This window comes from Streptomyces sp. ERV7 (genome assembly GCF_001653515.1).
In the GTDB taxonomy this organism is placed as follows: Bacteria; Actinomycetota; Actinomycetes; order Streptomycetales; family Streptomycetaceae; genus Streptomyces.
In genome coordinates this window covers 145189-159142 of record NZ_LYOY01000040.1, presented here as the reverse complement: position 1 = coordinate 159142, position 13954 = coordinate 145189, and the positions used below count along the sequence as shown (strand labels likewise).

The following is a 13954-nucleotide window of genomic DNA, read 5'->3' as shown; positions in this document are numbered from 1 at the left end:
GCCCCCGCCGTTAGGCTGTCTCGCATGCGCATCGCGACCTGGAACGTCAACTCGATCACCGCCCGGCTGCCCCGCCTCCTGGCCTGGCTGGAGAGCACCGGCACGGATGTGCTGTGCATCCAGGAGACCAAGACCACCCTGGAGGGCTTCCCCGCCGCCGAGCTCCGCGAGCTGGGCTACGAGTCGGCGGTCCACGCGACGGGGAGGTGGAACGGAGTGGCGCTGGTCTCCCGGGTGGGCCTGGAGGACGTGGTCCTCGGTCTGCCCGGCGACCCCGGCTTCGAGGAGACCCTGGAGCCCCGCGCCGTCTCGGCGACCTGCGGCGGAGTGCGCCTGTGGTCGGTGTACGTGCCGAACGGCCGCGAGGTCGGCCACGGCCACTACGCGTACAAGCTGGCCTGGTTCGAGGCGTTGAAGGCGGCCGTCGCCCAGGACGCGGCGGGGGAGCGGCCGTTCGCGGTGCTCGGCGACTTCAACGTCGCCCCGACCGACGAGGACGTGTTCGACGTGGCGTTCTTCGAGGGCCAGACCCATGTCACCCCGGCCGAGCGGGCCGCGCTCGCCGCGCTGCGCGAGGCGGGCCTCTCCGACGTGGTGCCCCGCCCCCTGAAGTACGACCGGCCGTATACGTACTGGGACTACCGCCAGCTGTCCTTCCCCAAGAACCGGGGCATGCGCATCGACCTGGTGTACGGCAACGAGCCGTTCGCCAAGGCCGTCAAGGACAGTTATGTGGACCGCGAGGAGCGCAAGGGCAAGGGCGCCTCCGACCACGCGCCGGTCGTCGTCGACCTGGAGATCTGAGACGGGAGATCTGAGAATCGCACCCCGCGTGCCCTGTGGTGCGCGGCTCTGTGCGAATGGGACGCTTGACGCCATGAACATCCTGGACAACTGGCGCAAGCGGCACGGCTCGCAGCGGACGGCGGCCCTCGCCGAGGCGGTGCAGACCGATCCGGAGGGTGTGGGCGAGCTGCTGGCGGAGTGCGAGCTGCTCCGGGTCAGGGCGCAGCAGGCCGGGCTCGAACTGGACGACAGCCCGGCCTCGTTGGCGGCGCTCGACCAGCTGCCGCCGCGCTGGCGGGACGACCCGGAGGAACTGCCCTGGCTGGGCAACGACGCGGGCCTGTATCTGGGCACCGTGCTGGTGCGGACGGTCGAGGGCGCCTCCTGGCAGGTGTGGCCGGGCGGGCAGCCGGTGGTGCGGCTCGCCTCGGGGCGCGAAGTCGACGTGGTGGGCGCCGGCGTCGAGTGGGCGGCGAGCGGCACGCCCGAGCTCTCGCAGGTGTACGCGGAGGCCTCCGAGGTCTGACCGTCGCGCACACGGAAGTCAACGTGGCGTTGACCCAACCCGCCGGTAACCCAAAATACGGTTTATGTCCTGTTCGTGCGTGTCGAAGTGAAGTCCCTTTCCGGGCTGGATAGTTTGCGCTGACCTCGACACAGCGATGAGTGGGCAGGACAGCGTATGGCCGTCGATCCGTTGATCGAGCTGCGTGACGTCAACAAGTACTACGGGAAGTTGCACGTCCTCCAGGACATCAACCTCACCGTCGGACGCGGGGAGGTGGTGGTCGTCATCGGCCCGTCCGGCTCGGGCAAGTCGACGCTCTGCCGGACGATGAACCGCCTGGAGACGATCGAGTCGGGCGCGATCTCCATCGACGGCAGGCCGCTGCCGGAGGAGGGCAAGGGGCTCGCCGCGCTGCGCGCCGAAGTCGGCATGGTCTTCCAGTCCTTCAACCTCTTCGCTCACCGGACCGTCCTCGCCAACGTCTCCCTCGCCCAGATCAAGGTCCGGGGACGCAAGAAGGAGGAGGCCGACCAGCGCTCGCGCGAGCTCCTCGACCGGGTCGGCCTCGCCTCCCAGGCCGACAAGCTGCCCGCACAGCTCTCCGGCGGCCAGCAGCAGCGCGTCGCCATCGCCCGCGCCCTCGCCATGAGCCCCAAGGTCATGCTCTTCGACGAGCCCACCTCCGCGCTCGACCCGGAGATGATCAACGAGGTGCTCGAAGTCATGCAGCAGCTGGCGCGCGACGGTATGACCATGGTCGTCGTCACCCATGAGATGGGCTTCGCCCGCTCCGCCGCCAACCGCGTCGTGTTCATGGCCGACGGAAAGATCGTCGAGGACCGCACTCCCGACGAGTTCTTCACCAACCCGCACAGCGAGCGTGCCAAGGACTTCCTCTCCAAGATCCTCAAGCACTGAACGGGGAGTGGACGCAACCATGACGCGTACGCGACGCGCGCTGGCCGCCCTCGCACTGCTCCTGGCCGCCGCCGGGTGCGGCAAGTCGGGCAGCCCGCCGGTCAAGGGCCCGCAGCCCGACCAACTGCCCCACTACCGGGTCATGACGGGCTTCACGCTGCCCGACTCACCGGTGTGGCGGCGGGCGAAGAACCGCGGCCACCTGGTCGTCGGCGCCAAGGAGGACCAGCCCTACATGGGCGAGAAGGACCCGGCCACCGGCGTCTACTCCGGCTTCGACATCGAGATCGCCAAGATGATGTCCGCCTCGCTCGGCTTCGACCCCAAGTCCGTCGAGTTCAGGACGATCGCCTCCGCCAACCGCGAGACCGCCCTGCAGAACGGCCAGGTCGACTACTACGTCGGCACCTACACCATCAACGACAACCGCAAGAAACTGGTCGGCTTCGCCGGGCCCTACTACCTGGCCGGCCAGGGCCTGCTCGTGCGCACCGACGAGGACGACATCGACGGGCCGCAGGACCTGAACGGCAAACGCGTCTGCTCGGCCGCGGGCTCCACCCCGTACCAGCGCATCCAGAAGGACTACCCGAAGGCCGAACTCGTCGCGTACGACACGTACTCCGTCTGTGTGGACAACCTGCTCACCTTCCAGGTGGCCGCCGTCACCACCGACGACACCATCCTCAGCGGGTACGCGGCCAAGGTGCCCGACGAGCTCAAGGTCGTCGGCAAGCCATTCTCCAAGGAGCCGTACGGCGTCGGTGTGCCGCGCGGCGACAACGCCCTGCGCTTCGCCCTGGACGACGCCATCGAGACCCACGAGAAGAACGGCGACTGGCAGAAGGCGTACGACGCGACGCTCGGTCTGTCGGGACGCAAGGCCGCGCCCGCTCCGCCCATCGACCGCTACCCGGCGAGCTGAGGCCCCGCATGGACGTACTGACCAAGAACTTCTCGCTGTACGGCAAGGGCTTCCTCGGCACCGTCGAGCTCACCGTCTACGCCTCGGCCGTGGCCCTGGTGCTCGGCTTCCTGATGGCCTCGTTCCGGGTCTCGCCGGTGGGCTCGTTCCGGGCGCTGGGCACCGTGTGGGTGAACGTGCTGCGCAACACCCCGCTCACGCTGCTGTTCTTCGCGGTGCTGCTCGGGCTGCCGCGCTTCGGCCTGGTGCTCCCCTTCAAGCTGTTCGCGGTGATCGCGCTGGGCTGCTACACCTCCGCGTTCATCTGCGAGGCGTTGCGCTCGGGCATCAACACCGTGCCCACCGGCCAGGGCGAGGCGGCCCGCAGCCTGGGGATGACCTTCGGCCAGACGCTGTCCGGCGTGGTGCTGCCGCAGGCCTTCCGCTCGGTCATCCCGCCGGTCGGCTCCACCCTCATCGCGCTGGCCAAGAACTCCGCCATCGCGGGCGCGTTCAGCGTCACCGAGCTGCTCGGCACGTACAAGACGCTCAACGAGCTCGGCTACGACATCGTCTGGACCTTCATCTGGATCGCCGTCGGCTATCTGATCATCACGCTCACCATCAGCGCCGTCTTCAACCTCCTGGAGAAGTACTGGGGAGTCGCCCGATGACCGCACAACTGGCCAGAGAGGCCACCGCCCTCTACGACATCCCCGGCCCGAAGACCCGGCAGCGGCATCTGCTCTACGGGGTCGGCTCCACGTTTCTGATCCTCGCCCTGCTGGGCTGGATCATCTATCTGCTGTTCGACACCGACCAGTTCACCGTCACCAAGTGGCGGCCCTTCGAGTACGAGGGGATCCAGCGGCTGCTGCTGCGCGGGCTCGGCAACACGCTCAAGGCCTTCGGGTTCGCGGCTCTGTTCTCGCTGGTGCTCGGCGCGGTCCTGGCGACCGGGCGGCTCTCGGACCACCGGGCGGTCCGCTGGCTCGCCACGCTGGTGGTCGAGTTCTTCCGCGCCATGCCCGTCCTGGTCATGATCTTCTTCATCTTCGTGGCGCTGAAGGTGCAGCCGTTGCCGGCGCTGGTGGCCGGACTGACGCTCTACAACGGCTCGGTGCTCGCCGAGGTGTTCCGCTCCGGCGTCAACTCCGTGGAACGCGGCCAGAAGGAGGCGGCATTCTCGCTCGGGATGCGCAAGACGCAGGTCATGACGTACGTGCTGGTCCCCCAGGGGATCCGGGCGATGCTGCCGACCATCATCAGCCAGCTGGTGGTCGCGCTGAAGGACACCTCGCTGGGCTATCTGATCACCTATGAGGAGTTCCTGCACGCGGGGAAGCTCATCGCTTCGAATCTCGACTACGATTTGCCGTTCATCCCCGTGGTGATGGTGATCTCGCCGATCTACATCGGGATGTGCATGCTGCTCTCCTGGTTCGCCACCTGGATGGCCAGGAGACAGAAGCGCAATCCCAAGACGGAGGCCGTGGACGTCGCCCCGGCCGAACCAGGGACGCTGCTGCCTGGAGTGCAGTAGCAAGGGGGCAAGCCCTCCCGGCAGCAGCCGGTGATCACTCCTCGCGGAGAGGGACCGTCAGATACGACGGGTCTGACGCGGGCGAGGAGAAGGTCAGCTGCGCGCCGGTCGGGTTGCGCTCGTTGTAGAGCGGGTCGACGGTGTCCACGGAAGGTGTAGGGGGCGTTGCTGACCGGCTTGCCGAGGCCGAGCGGGCCCTCGTCGTACAGATATGCGACGAGGGTGCCGCTCTCCTTGGTGGTGCACCGGTGGGGCTCTAGCCCGCGGTGGTGGAAGCCCCGCTCAGGGCGCTCTTGGCCTGCCACTGCTGCCAGCTGAGGTTCCACTCGCCGTAGCCGTTGTTGAGCGCCTGGGTGCCCTTGGCGTCGTCGCCGGTGATCTCGAACGGGTCGCCGGGCTGCACCATGCCGTACAGCTCCTTGGCGTTGGCGTCGCTCATGCCGATGCAGCCGGAGCTGTGGTTGGTGTTGCCGAAGTAGTCGGCGTTCCAGGGCGCGGCGTGCGCGTACATCCCGGACCAGGTGAGGCGCATCGAGTAGTCGACCATCTTGTTGTAGGCGTCGCCGAGCCCGACCGTCTCGGAGTTCATGTTGATCGTGCCCTCCTTCGCCATCAGGACGGCCTTGCCGCGCCAGGACGCCTTGTCGCCGCCGGGCGTGCCCCCCGACACCGGGATGTCCTTGACCACGGCGCCGTCGCGGTACAGCTTGAGGTGGTGGTTGTCGAGGCTGACCTTGACGACCTGGTTCTTGCCGATGGTCACGTTGGTCGTGTAGTCGCGCACGAACCAGCCGCTGCCCGAGTCGACGCCGTTGAGGTCCGCGTTGAGCGTGACCTTGGTCCCGCTCTTCCAGTACTCCTTGGGCCGCCAGTCGACACGGGACTTGCCCGAGTAGTCCTCCATCCAGCCCCAGGACCCCTCGGTGTTGTTCGAGGTGGTCACCTTGAGCTGCTTCTCCACCGCCGCCTTGTCCTTGACCGGGTGGTCGAAGACGATCGACAGCGGCTGGCCGACGCCGACCGTGGAGTTCTTGCCGGGGACCAGGGTCAGCTTGTTCACCTTGTCCGCGGCGGCGGTCGCGAAGCCGGCCTTGGCGGTGGAGCCCTTGTCGTCCTTCGCCTCCACGGCGTACGTGGTGCCGGGCGCGGCGTTGCGGTCCGAGGTCCAGGTCCTGCCGTCGGCGGCTATCTTCCCCGCCAGCTTCCCGCCCTTGGCGTCGGTGACCGTGACCTGCTGGAGCTTGCCCCCGGCCAGGGTCACCTTCACGGGCTCGCCGGCCTTCGCCTGCTGCCCCGTCAGGTTCACCGAGATCTCGGCCTTCTTGGCGGATGCGATGTCGGCGCCCCCCTTGCCGTCACCGGAGCCGCCCGAGCCACCGGAGCAGGCGGTGAGCGCCGCGGCGAGGACCGCGGTGCCGGCGATGACGGCGTTACGGACCGGGCGGCGGCGGAGCGGGGTGTGACGGCGTATGCGGCTCAACTGGAAAACCTCCGTAGCAATGCTTCTCCGTAGGAGAGAGTCGGTCACTCGACTCTAGGTTGCACAAAGCGCGGGAAATCTCCGGGATTCGATTGTGACGACGACCGCAGAGGAACTGTCACCGTCCGGTCACATCCGTCGCGCGGCCCGGTCATGGTCCGCTGTGAGCATCCTGTGCATCCCCGTGGAACCGATGACGGGGCGTACTTGGAGGTCACCCACGTGTCCGCACTGCTAGTGACCGGCGATCGCGACCGCGACCAGGACCTGCGGGTGCGCGGTCTCTCCGTCGCCGAGTACCGGTCCTTCCTCGCGGGCCGCTCCGGCGCGAGTTTTCTGCAGCACCCCTCATGGGCCGAGGTGAAGGACCAGTGGTCTGCGGAACGGGTCGGCTGGCACCTTGACACGGGTGAGCTGAAGGGCGCGGCGCTCGTGCTCTACCGGCAGTTCCCGGGCACCCGGAAGTACTTCGCCTATCTTCCCGAGGGGCCGGTCGCGGACTGGGCGGACCCCGAAATCGACCGCTGGATGGGGCCGTTGCTGCGCCATCTGCGCCGGGCCGGCGCCTTCGCCGTACGCATCGGGCCCTCGCCCGCCTACCGGCGCTGGGACGCGGCCCTGCTGAAGTCCGCGACCGGTACCGGCCGCAGGGTCGGCGATGTGCTCGCCACCGAGGTGGACTCGCTGGGCAGCGCCGTCGCCGAGCGGCTGCGGGCGCGCGGCTGGCGGCGGTGCGGCGGGGACGGCGACGACGCCGACGCCCAGCCCCGCTATGTCTTCCAGGTCCCGCTGGCCGGGCGGAGCCCCGAGCAGCTGTGGTCCGGGCTCAACCAGGAGTGGCGCCGCAATGTGCGCACCGCCAAGAAGGCGGGCGTCGAGATCGTCACCGCGGGCGCGGCCGACCTGCCCGAGTTCTACCGGCTGCTGAGGATCACCGAGGAGCGCGACGGCTTCCGGCTCGGCCGGTCCCTCGCGTACTACGAGCGCCAGTACGCGGCGCTCAACGCCGAGCAGCCCGGCCGGATGCGCCTCTATCTGGCCGTCCACGGCGGCGAGGTGCTGGCCGCCCACACCATGATCACCGTCGGGCGGCGGGTCTGGTACCAGACCGGCGCCTCCGCCGACCACCGCCGCGAGGTGCGGCCCAGCAACGCCCTGCAGTGGCAGATGATGCTCGATGCGCATGCCCTCGGCGCCGAGGTGTACGACATGCGCGGGGTACCCTCCACTCTTGATCCACAGGATCGTCCGTTCGGTCTGCTGCGCTGGAAGCTCGGTACCGGGGGACAGGTGGTCGAGACACTGGGGGAGTGGGAGACACCGATGAGCGGCACCACCAACCACGCGCTGTACCGCGCGTTCCAGGCCTATCTGGCCCGCCGGTGACGGCCCCCGCCAGAACGGCTCCCCGGCACGCCGCCAAGCCGTCCGTCGCGCGCAGCGGCGCGCTCATGGCCGCGGGGTCGATCGTCTCGCGGGCCACCGGCTTCGTCCGGTCGTCGGTGGTGGCGGCCGCGCTCGGCGTCGGGCTCGTCGGCGACGGTTTCGCCGTCGCCAACACCGTCCCCACGATCCTCTACACCCTGCTCATCGGCGGCACGCTCAACGCGGTCTTCGTGCCCGAGCTGATCCGCGCCGCCAAGGAGCACAGCGACGGCGGCGCCGCCTACACCGACCGGCTGCTCACCGCGTGCACCGCCGCCCTGGTGGCCCTCACCGGCCTCGCGGTGCTCGCCGCGCCGCGGATCGTCGACCTCTACACCGACTACACCGGCGACCAGCGCGACCTCACGGTCGCCTTCGCCCGCTACTGCCTGCCGCAGATCCTGTTCTACGGCCTGTTCACGCTCTTCGGGCAGGTGCTCAACGCACGCGACCGGTTCGGCGCGATGATGTGGACGCCGGTCCTCAACAACCTCGTCGTCATCGCGGTGTTCGGCCTCTATCTGGTGAGCGCCGGGACCTCCGGCTCCACCCTGAGCGCCACCGACACCCGGATCCTGGGCTGGGGCACCACCGCCGGGATAGCCGTCCAGGCGCTCGCCCTGGTCCCGGCGCTGAGCTCGGCCCGGTTCCGCTGGCGGCCGCGGTTCGACTGGCGCGGCAGCGGCATCACCCGCCCGCTGCGCTCGGCGGGCTGGCTGATGCTGCTCGTCCTGACCAACCAGCTCGCGTACTGGGTCGTGACCCGGCTCTCCACCACCGCCGGGCAGCGCGCCCTCGACGAGGGCGCCAGTGGTGGCGCGGGCTACACCGCGTACACCAACGCGTACATGCTCTGGGTGGTGCCGCACGGCATCGTCACCGTCTCGCTGCTCACCGCGCTGATGCCCCGGATGAGCCGGGCGGCGGCCGACGAGGACCGGGCGGCGGTGCGGCGCGACCTCTCCTACGGGCTGCGCACCAGCGCCGCGATGATCGTCCCGGCCGCCTGCGCCCTGCTCGCGCTCGCGCCCTGGCTGATGGGCGTGGTCTTCGGGTACGGCAGGACGAGCCCCGACGACGTGGCGGTGATGGCGGGGATGCTGATGGCGTTCGCGCCCGGACTCATCGCCTTCTCCGGGCAGTACGTGCTCTCGCGCGGGTTCTACGCGCTCGGCGACACCCGCACCCCCTTCGTCCTCAACCTGGTGATCGCCGGGTGCAACGCGGGCCTTTCCGCCCTCGCCTATGTGCTGCTGCCCGCGCGCTGGGCGGTGACCGGGATGGCCGGGGCGTACTCGCTCGCCCTGTTCGCCGGATGGGCGGTCACCGCGTACACCCTCCACCGCAGGCTGGGCGGCGGCGGGCTGCTGCGCTCGCCCACGCTCGCCGTCCACGTCCGGCTGCTGCTCGGCTGCGTCCCGGCGGCGCTGCTCGGCCACGCGGCGGCCCGTGCGGCCGACGGCCTCGGCGACTTCGCCGCGGCCGGGGCGGGAGCGGCCGTACTGCTGGTGACGGTCGCGCTGCTGGCACGGCCGCTGCGGCTCGACGGGATCAACGACGTGCTCGGCAAGCTCCGGGGCGGCCGGAACCGCTGAGGGCGGCGGGCCGTCGGGGATACCGACGCCCGCGAGGCCGCGGATGTCCGGGTTGACCGGGGCATCCGCGGCATTCAAGACATATCCGAGACCCCTGAGACTCCTGGGATACTGACGCTCATGCCACGTCTGCTGCTCATCGAGGACGACCCCTCCGTACGGGAAGGGGTCGAGCTCGGGCTGCGCCGGCGCGGCCACGAGGTGCGGGCGGCCGAGACCGGGGAGGCGGGGCTCGCGGCGCTCAAGACCTTCCAGCCCGAACTGGTCCTGCTGGACCTGATGCTGCCCGGCATCAACGGCGTCCAGGTCTGCCGCCGCATCCGCGAGACCAGCCAGCTGCCGATCATCATGCTCACCGCGCGCGGCGACGACTTCGACGTGGTGGTGGGACTGGAGGCGGGCGCCGACGACTACATCGTCAAACCCGCCCGTACCGAGGTCATCGAGGCCCGCATCCGGGCCGTGCTGCGACGGCTGAGCGACCCCGGGCGGCCCGGCCTGGAGTTCCACGGCGAACTCGCCCTCGACCGGGCCGGGCTCACCGCCGCCAAGTCGGGCGAGCGCCTGGCGCTCGCCCCCTCCGAGCTCAAGCTGCTGCTGCACCTGTCCGCCCATGCCGAGCAGGTCTTCAGCCGCCAGCAGCTCCTGGAGTCGGTGTGGGAGCACAGCTACCACGGCGACGCGAGGCTCGTCGACGCCTGCGTACGGCGGCTGCGGAACAAGATCGAGGACGTCGCGGGCAGCCCGCGCTACATCCAGACCGTCCGCGGCTTCGGCTACCGCTTCGGCCCGCTGCGGTGATACGCGCGCTCAAGCGGCTCGGCCGCATCGGTCTGCGCGCCCGCCTGGTGGCCGCCTTCCTGCTGGTCACCGCGATCGCGGCGGGCACCACCGCCACCCTCATCTACCAGGAGGCCCGCTCGGCCATCCTCAAGCAGGCCCAGGACACCGCCGTCGACCAGCTGCGCGACCAGGTCGGCGCCCAGACGGTCAAACTGCCGATGACCCGCACCTCCCTGCGTGAACTCAGCCTCGCCCTGGGCCGTCAGGGCAAGCCGCACCCCTGGTACGTCTACGCCGAGTACGGCACCCTCCGCGCCTCCAACGTCAGCCAGCCCACCTCGGCCATCCTCACCGACGACCTGCGCCGACGCGCCCGCGCCAACGCGCACGGCTCCTTCCAGCGGGTGGTCAAGGACGGCCGCCCCTGGCTGACCATGGGTATGCCGGTGATGCTCGGGGTGGAGGGGATACAGCCCGCGCAGCCCACCGGGATCACGGTGTTCGCCGTGATGCCGCTGACCACCGAGGAGGAGAACGTCCAGGCGATGGTCAACGCCGCCCGGGACGGCGCGCTGCCCGCGCTCGCCATCGCCCTGGTGCCCGCGCTGCTCGCCGCCCGCAGTGTGCTGCGGCCGGTCCGCGATCTGCGCCGGGCCGCCAGCAGCATGGGCAAGGGGCGCCTGGACACCCGTATCGAGGTGAAGGGGTCGGACGAACTCGCCGATCTGGCCTGGACGTTCAACGAATCGGCCGAGGCGCTGGAGCGGTCCGTCGAGGAGCTCCAGAAGGCCGAGGCCAGGGCCCGCCGATTCGCCTCCGACGTCTCGCACGAGCTGCGCACCCCGCTCGCCGGGATGCTCGCCGTCACCGAGGTCCTCGACGAGGACGCCGCCCGGCTCGACCCCGACACGGCGGCGGCCGTCCGGCTGATCTCGACCGAGACGGACAAGCTCGCCACCCTCGTCGACGACCTGATGGAGATCTCCCGCTTCGATGCCAAGGCCGCCGAGCTCCACCTCGACGAGGTCGACGCGGCCGAGACCATCGCCAAGACCCTCCAGCGCAGACGCTGGCAGGAGCAGGTGGCCGTCGACCTGCCGGAGGGGATCCGGGCGATGCTCGACCCCAGGCGCTTCGACGTCATCGTCGCCAACCTCGTCGGCAACGCGCTGCGGCACGGCACCGCGCCGGTCCGGGTGGCGCTGCGCGCCGACGGCGACCGGCTGGTGACCGAGGTGTCCGACGGCGGCCCCGGGATCGCCCCGGCCGTGCTGCCGCACATCTTCGACCGGTTCTACAAGGCAGACGCCGCCCGTACCCGCTCCGCGGGCAGCGGGCTCGGGCTCGCGATCACCCTGGAGAACGTACGGCTGCACGGCGGCACCGTCCGCGCCGCCAACGGGCCCTCGGGCGGGGCGGTGTTCACCGTCGAACTCCCGTTGCGGCCGCCGGGCGAGGAGGCGCCGTCATGAGGGGAACCCGGATCGCCGCGCTGTGCGCCGCCCTGCTCCTCGCGTCCGGGTGCGGCATCCGCTCGACCGACGTGGTCGAGGTGGGCGACCCGGCGTTCGCCAAGGTGGTGCCGACCGGCGACGAGGCCACCACCCTGTACTTCAAGGGGCCCGGCGGGCTGCTGCCGGTGGTCCGGTCCGGCGGCCACAAGGAGTCGATGCTGGGCGACTCCCTCATCCGGCTCCTGATCGGCCCCAGCGACGCGGAGAAGGACGCGGGACTCACCAGCGAACTGCCCAACTACTACGGCGGGCTCGCCATCGGCAGGGAGGGCGAGAAGGTGACGGTCCGCCTGGAGCGCGCCGTGCTGGACTTCCCGCCGCTCGCCCGCCAGCAGCTGGCGTGCACGGCCGCGCACGCGGTGCCCAAGGGCCAGGCGGTCAAGGTGACGGTGTTCGGCACCGACGGACGGCTGGACCTGCCAGGCTGCCCCTTCTGACGCTCGGGTTCCGCTTGCCGGCGGGCGGTCTTGTCGGCGGCGCCCGTTGGCGTCACCTTGGTGCGATGAGTGATCTGCCGGACGTCTTCGACCCGCGCCGGTACGCCGCCGGGCCGCCCCACGACGACTACCGGGAGCTGCGCGAGCGGCACCCGGTGGCCTGGCAGGAGGAGTACGAGGTCCTCGGCTGGCCCGCCGGACCCGGCTTCTGGGCGGTCACCCGCCACGCCGACGTCGTACGGGTGCTGAAGGACCCGGTCACCTACTCCTCCGCGCTCGGCGCCACCCAGATCCGCGACCCCGACCCCGACGACCTGCCGTTCATCCGGCGCATGATGCTCAACCAGGACCCTTCCCCGAGCTCTCCACCGGGGCCGGGCAGGGGCGGCCACCACGACCACGGCAGGCTGCGGCGCCTGGTGAGCCGCGCCTTCACACCCGGCCGCACCGACCGGTTCGCGGCGGCGGTACGGACCCGGGCGCGCACCCTGCTCGGCGCGGCCCGCGACGGCGCCGAGGACGGGGTGTCCGACCTGGTCACCGAGGTCACCGACGACTACGCGCTGCTCAACCTCGCGGATCTGCTCGGGGTACCCGGCAGCGACCGGGGGCTGCTGCTCGAATGGACCGAGCGGGTCATCGGCTACCAGGACCCGGACGAGCCGCCGGTGCTCGGCCCCGACGGGCGGCCGGTCAACCCGCGCTCGCCCGCGATGCTGCGCGAGATGTTCGCGTATGCCCAGGAGCTCGCCGCCTACAAGCGGCGCGAGCCGGCCGACGACATCATGACCGCGCTGGCCCACGGCGAACTGGGCGACGCCGAGCTGGAGATGTTCTTCTTCCTGCTGACCGTGGCGGGCAACGACACCGTGCGCGCGGCGGCGCCCGGCGGCTTCCTGGCGCTGGCCGGGGACCCGGGCGCCCAACGCGCCCTGCGCGACGGGGAGGCGGGCGTGGACAGCGCCGTCGAGGAGCTGCTGCGGTGGCACCCGCCCGTCCTCACCTTCCGCCGCACCGCCGTGACGGACACCGTCCTGGCGGGGCAGCGGGTGCGCTCGGGCGACAAGGTCGTCGTCTTCCACGCCTCGGCCAACCACGACGAGCGCGTCTTCGCGCACCCCCACCGCCTGGACCTCACCCGCGCGCCCAACCCCCACGTCTCCTTCGGCGACGGCCCGCACGTCTGCCTCGGCGCGCACTTCGCCCGGCTCCAGCTGCGCGTCCTGCACGAGGAGGCGCTGCGGCTGCTGCCCCCCTATACGCTCGCCGGGCCGCCGCGCAGGCTGGTCTCCCACTTCGTCAACGGGATCAAGTCGCTGCCGCTGGAGCCGTCGGGGCCGGGGCGAGGGCGGCGCGGGTGACATCGGCGACGACCTCCACCACGTCCGGCCCGTACGCGAGGGAGTTGACGACCTTCAGGAGCAGACAGAACGTGCCGGTGCCGTGCTTGCGGGCCAGTTTCTCGTGGTTGCGGGCGAGATAGCGGGTGGCCGCCTGGTTGGTGATGGCGCGCTGCCCGCAGAAGAGGAAGACGGGCCGCTGCCCCTGGCCGGCGGTGACCCGCGCGAGTATGACGTACTCGGTGACCCCGCCCTCCACCAGGTACTGCTCGCCGCCGATGGTGAACGCGCCCCGCTCCGGGACCGGTTCGGTGTCCACGTTCATGGTGACGCCGGGCAGCAGCGCGGACAGATGCGCGGCCATACGGCGGTTGGAGTAGGGGCCGCCGAGACAGAACTCGGTGCGCACGCCGAAGCCCTGCTGGGTGGCGTCGTGCTGGACGATCCGGGCGTGCGCCCCGCAGTCCTTGATGAGCGAGGCGAGTTCGAGGAGCGCGAACACGTCGAACCGGTGCACCGCCCCCTCCGCGCCCGCGTCCCGGTTGACGACGAGCAGGCACTCGGAGTGGGTCGGCAGCCCGAAGAAGCCCTGCTTGCGCCGGAGCCGGCGCTTCCAGAGGTAGGTGCGGGTGAGCCAGCCCAGCGTGGCGCTGATGCCCGCGGCCACCATGCCAAGGACGATATTGCGTACGTCGTCGTTCATGGGCGCGCATGTTAGCGG

At 70.7% G+C, this 13954-nt stretch carries 14 protein-coding genes and 1 pseudogene; 12 read left to right on the top strand and 3 right to left on the bottom strand.

Going from position 1 to position 13954, the window contains the following annotated elements:
• Nucleotides 1–24: 24 nt before the first annotated feature.
• The 6 genes from A8W25_RS15265 to A8W25_RS15240 all read left to right on the top strand — a co-directional run bounded on the left by A8W25_RS15265 (nt 25) and on the right by A8W25_RS15240 (nt 4659).
• On the top strand, nt 25–804 hold the full coding sequence (locus A8W25_RS15265) for an exodeoxyribonuclease III (RefSeq protein WP_067161764.1): 780 nt from the start codon (nt 25–27) through the stop codon (nt 802–804).
• Nucleotides 805–877: 73 nt separating this feature from the next.
• Nucleotides 878–1312, top strand: a complete 435-nt coding sequence (locus A8W25_RS15260) for a DUF6278 family protein (protein WP_067161761.1) — start codon at nt 878–880, stop codon at nt 1310–1312.
• Nucleotides 1313–1468: 156 nt separating this feature from the next.
• Nucleotides 1469–2212: an amino acid ABC transporter ATP-binding protein gene (locus A8W25_RS15255; protein ID WP_067161758.1), complete on the top strand. Its 744-nt coding sequence runs from the start codon at nt 1469–1471 to the stop codon at nt 2210–2212.
• A 19-nt stretch (nt 2213–2231) separates the two neighbouring features.
• Nucleotides 2232–3137 carry a glutamate ABC transporter substrate-binding protein gene (locus tag A8W25_RS15250; RefSeq protein WP_067161755.1) on the top strand — a complete coding sequence of 302 codons (906 nt, stop codon included), beginning with the start codon at nt 2232–2234 and terminating at the stop codon, nt 3135–3137.
• An 8-nt stretch (nt 3138–3145) separates the two neighbouring features.
• A complete protein-coding gene (locus A8W25_RS15245; protein WP_067161754.1) occupies nt 3146–3790 on the top strand; it encodes an amino acid ABC transporter permease in 645 nt (214 codons plus the stop codon).
• Nucleotides 3787–4659 (top strand): amino acid ABC transporter permease, encoded by an 873-nt coding sequence (locus A8W25_RS15240; RefSeq protein ID WP_067161751.1) that lies wholly within the window; start codon nt 3787–3789, stop codon nt 4657–4659. The genes A8W25_RS15245 and A8W25_RS15240 overlap by 4 nt, the downstream gene beginning before the upstream one ends.
• A 34-nt stretch (nt 4660–4693) precedes the next feature.
• Here the strand turns inward: A8W25_RS15240 and A8W25_RS32400 are convergent.
• Together A8W25_RS32400 and A8W25_RS15235 are read right to left on the bottom strand one after the other, a co-directional pair.
• Nucleotides 4694–4898, bottom strand: a pseudogene (locus tag A8W25_RS32400) (acyl esterase); the annotation flags it as partial.
• 17 nt (nt 4899–4915) lie between these two features.
• Nucleotides 4916–6139: a L,D-transpeptidase gene (locus tag A8W25_RS15235; RefSeq protein WP_067161749.1), complete on the bottom strand. Its 1224-nt coding sequence runs from the start codon at nt 6137–6139 to the stop codon at nt 4916–4918.
• Nucleotides 6140–6361: 222 nt separating this feature from the next.
• Here A8W25_RS15235 and A8W25_RS15230 point away from each other — a divergent pair, with 222 nt between their 5' ends.
• The 6 genes from A8W25_RS15230 to A8W25_RS15205 all read left to right on the top strand — a co-directional run bounded on the left by A8W25_RS15230 (nt 6362) and on the right by A8W25_RS15205 (nt 13254).
• On the top strand, nt 6362–7525 hold the full coding sequence (locus A8W25_RS15230) for a lipid II:glycine glycyltransferase FemX (RefSeq protein ID WP_067164089.1): 1164 nt from the start codon (nt 6362–6364) through the stop codon (nt 7523–7525).
• Nucleotides 7522–9159 carry a murein biosynthesis integral membrane protein MurJ gene (gene murJ / locus A8W25_RS15225; RefSeq protein WP_067161744.1) on the top strand — a complete coding sequence of 546 codons (1638 nt, stop codon included), beginning with the start codon at nt 7522–7524 and terminating at the stop codon, nt 9157–9159. Before A8W25_RS15230 ends, murJ begins: the two co-directional genes overlap by 4 nt.
• A 120-nt stretch (nt 9160–9279) precedes the next feature.
• On the top strand, nt 9280–9960 hold the full coding sequence (locus tag A8W25_RS15220; protein WP_067161741.1) for a response regulator transcription factor: 681 nt from the start codon (nt 9280–9282) through the stop codon (nt 9958–9960).
• A complete protein-coding gene (locus A8W25_RS15215) occupies nt 9957–11414 on the top strand; it encodes a sensor histidine kinase (RefSeq protein WP_234386466.1) in 1458 nt (485 codons plus the stop codon). The genes A8W25_RS15220 and A8W25_RS15215 overlap by 4 nt, the downstream gene beginning before the upstream one ends.
• Entirely contained in the window at nt 11411–11893 is a 483-nt protein-coding gene (locus A8W25_RS15210) for a hypothetical protein (RefSeq protein WP_067161738.1), read from the top strand. Before A8W25_RS15215 ends, A8W25_RS15210 begins: the two co-directional genes overlap by 4 nt.
• A 65-nt stretch (nt 11894–11958) precedes the next feature.
• Nucleotides 11959–13254: a cytochrome P450 gene (locus A8W25_RS15205; RefSeq protein ID WP_067161735.1), complete on the top strand. Its 1296-nt coding sequence runs from the start codon at nt 11959–11961 to the stop codon at nt 13252–13254.
• Here A8W25_RS15205 and A8W25_RS15200 read toward each other — a convergent pair.
• Nucleotides 13202–13936: a hypothetical protein gene (locus A8W25_RS15200; RefSeq protein WP_067161732.1), complete on the bottom strand. Its 735-nt coding sequence runs from the start codon at nt 13934–13936 to the stop codon at nt 13202–13204. The two genes, A8W25_RS15205 and A8W25_RS15200, sit on opposite strands and share 53 nt — an antisense overlap.
• Between the last annotated feature and the right edge of the window lie 18 nt (nt 13937–13954).

What these genes read in the sequence shown, in the direction of transcription:
- A8W25_RS15205 (WP_067161735.1), top strand. Translation starts at nt 11,959, where the DNA reads ATGAGTGATCTGCCGGACGTCTTCGACCCGCGCCGGTACGCCGCCGGG.
- A8W25_RS15245 (WP_067161754.1), top strand. Translation starts at nt 3,146, where the DNA reads ATGGACGTACTGACCAAGAACTTCTCGCTGTACGGCAAGGGCTTCCTC.
- A8W25_RS15200 (WP_067161732.1), bottom strand. Translation starts at nt 13,936, where the DNA reads ATGAACGACGACGTACGCAATATCGTCCTTGGCATGGTGGCCGCGGGC.
- A8W25_RS15240 (WP_067161751.1), top strand. Translation starts at nt 3,787, where the DNA reads ATGACCGCACAACTGGCCAGAGAGGCCACCGCCCTCTACGACATCCCC.
- A8W25_RS15265 (WP_067161764.1), top strand. Translation starts at nt 25, where the DNA reads ATGCGCATCGCGACCTGGAACGTCAACTCGATCACCGCCCGGCTGCCC.
- A8W25_RS15260 (WP_067161761.1), top strand. Translation starts at nt 878, where the DNA reads ATGAACATCCTGGACAACTGGCGCAAGCGGCACGGCTCGCAGCGGACG.
- A8W25_RS15210 (WP_067161738.1), top strand. Translation starts at nt 11,411, where the DNA reads ATGAGGGGAACCCGGATCGCCGCGCTGTGCGCCGCCCTGCTCCTCGCG.
- A8W25_RS15255 (WP_067161758.1), top strand. Translation starts at nt 1,469, where the DNA reads ATGGCCGTCGATCCGTTGATCGAGCTGCGTGACGTCAACAAGTACTAC.
- A8W25_RS15220 (WP_067161741.1), top strand. Translation starts at nt 9,280, where the DNA reads ATGCCACGTCTGCTGCTCATCGAGGACGACCCCTCCGTACGGGAAGGG.
- A8W25_RS15250 (WP_067161755.1), top strand. Translation starts at nt 2,232, where the DNA reads ATGACGCGTACGCGACGCGCGCTGGCCGCCCTCGCACTGCTCCTGGCC.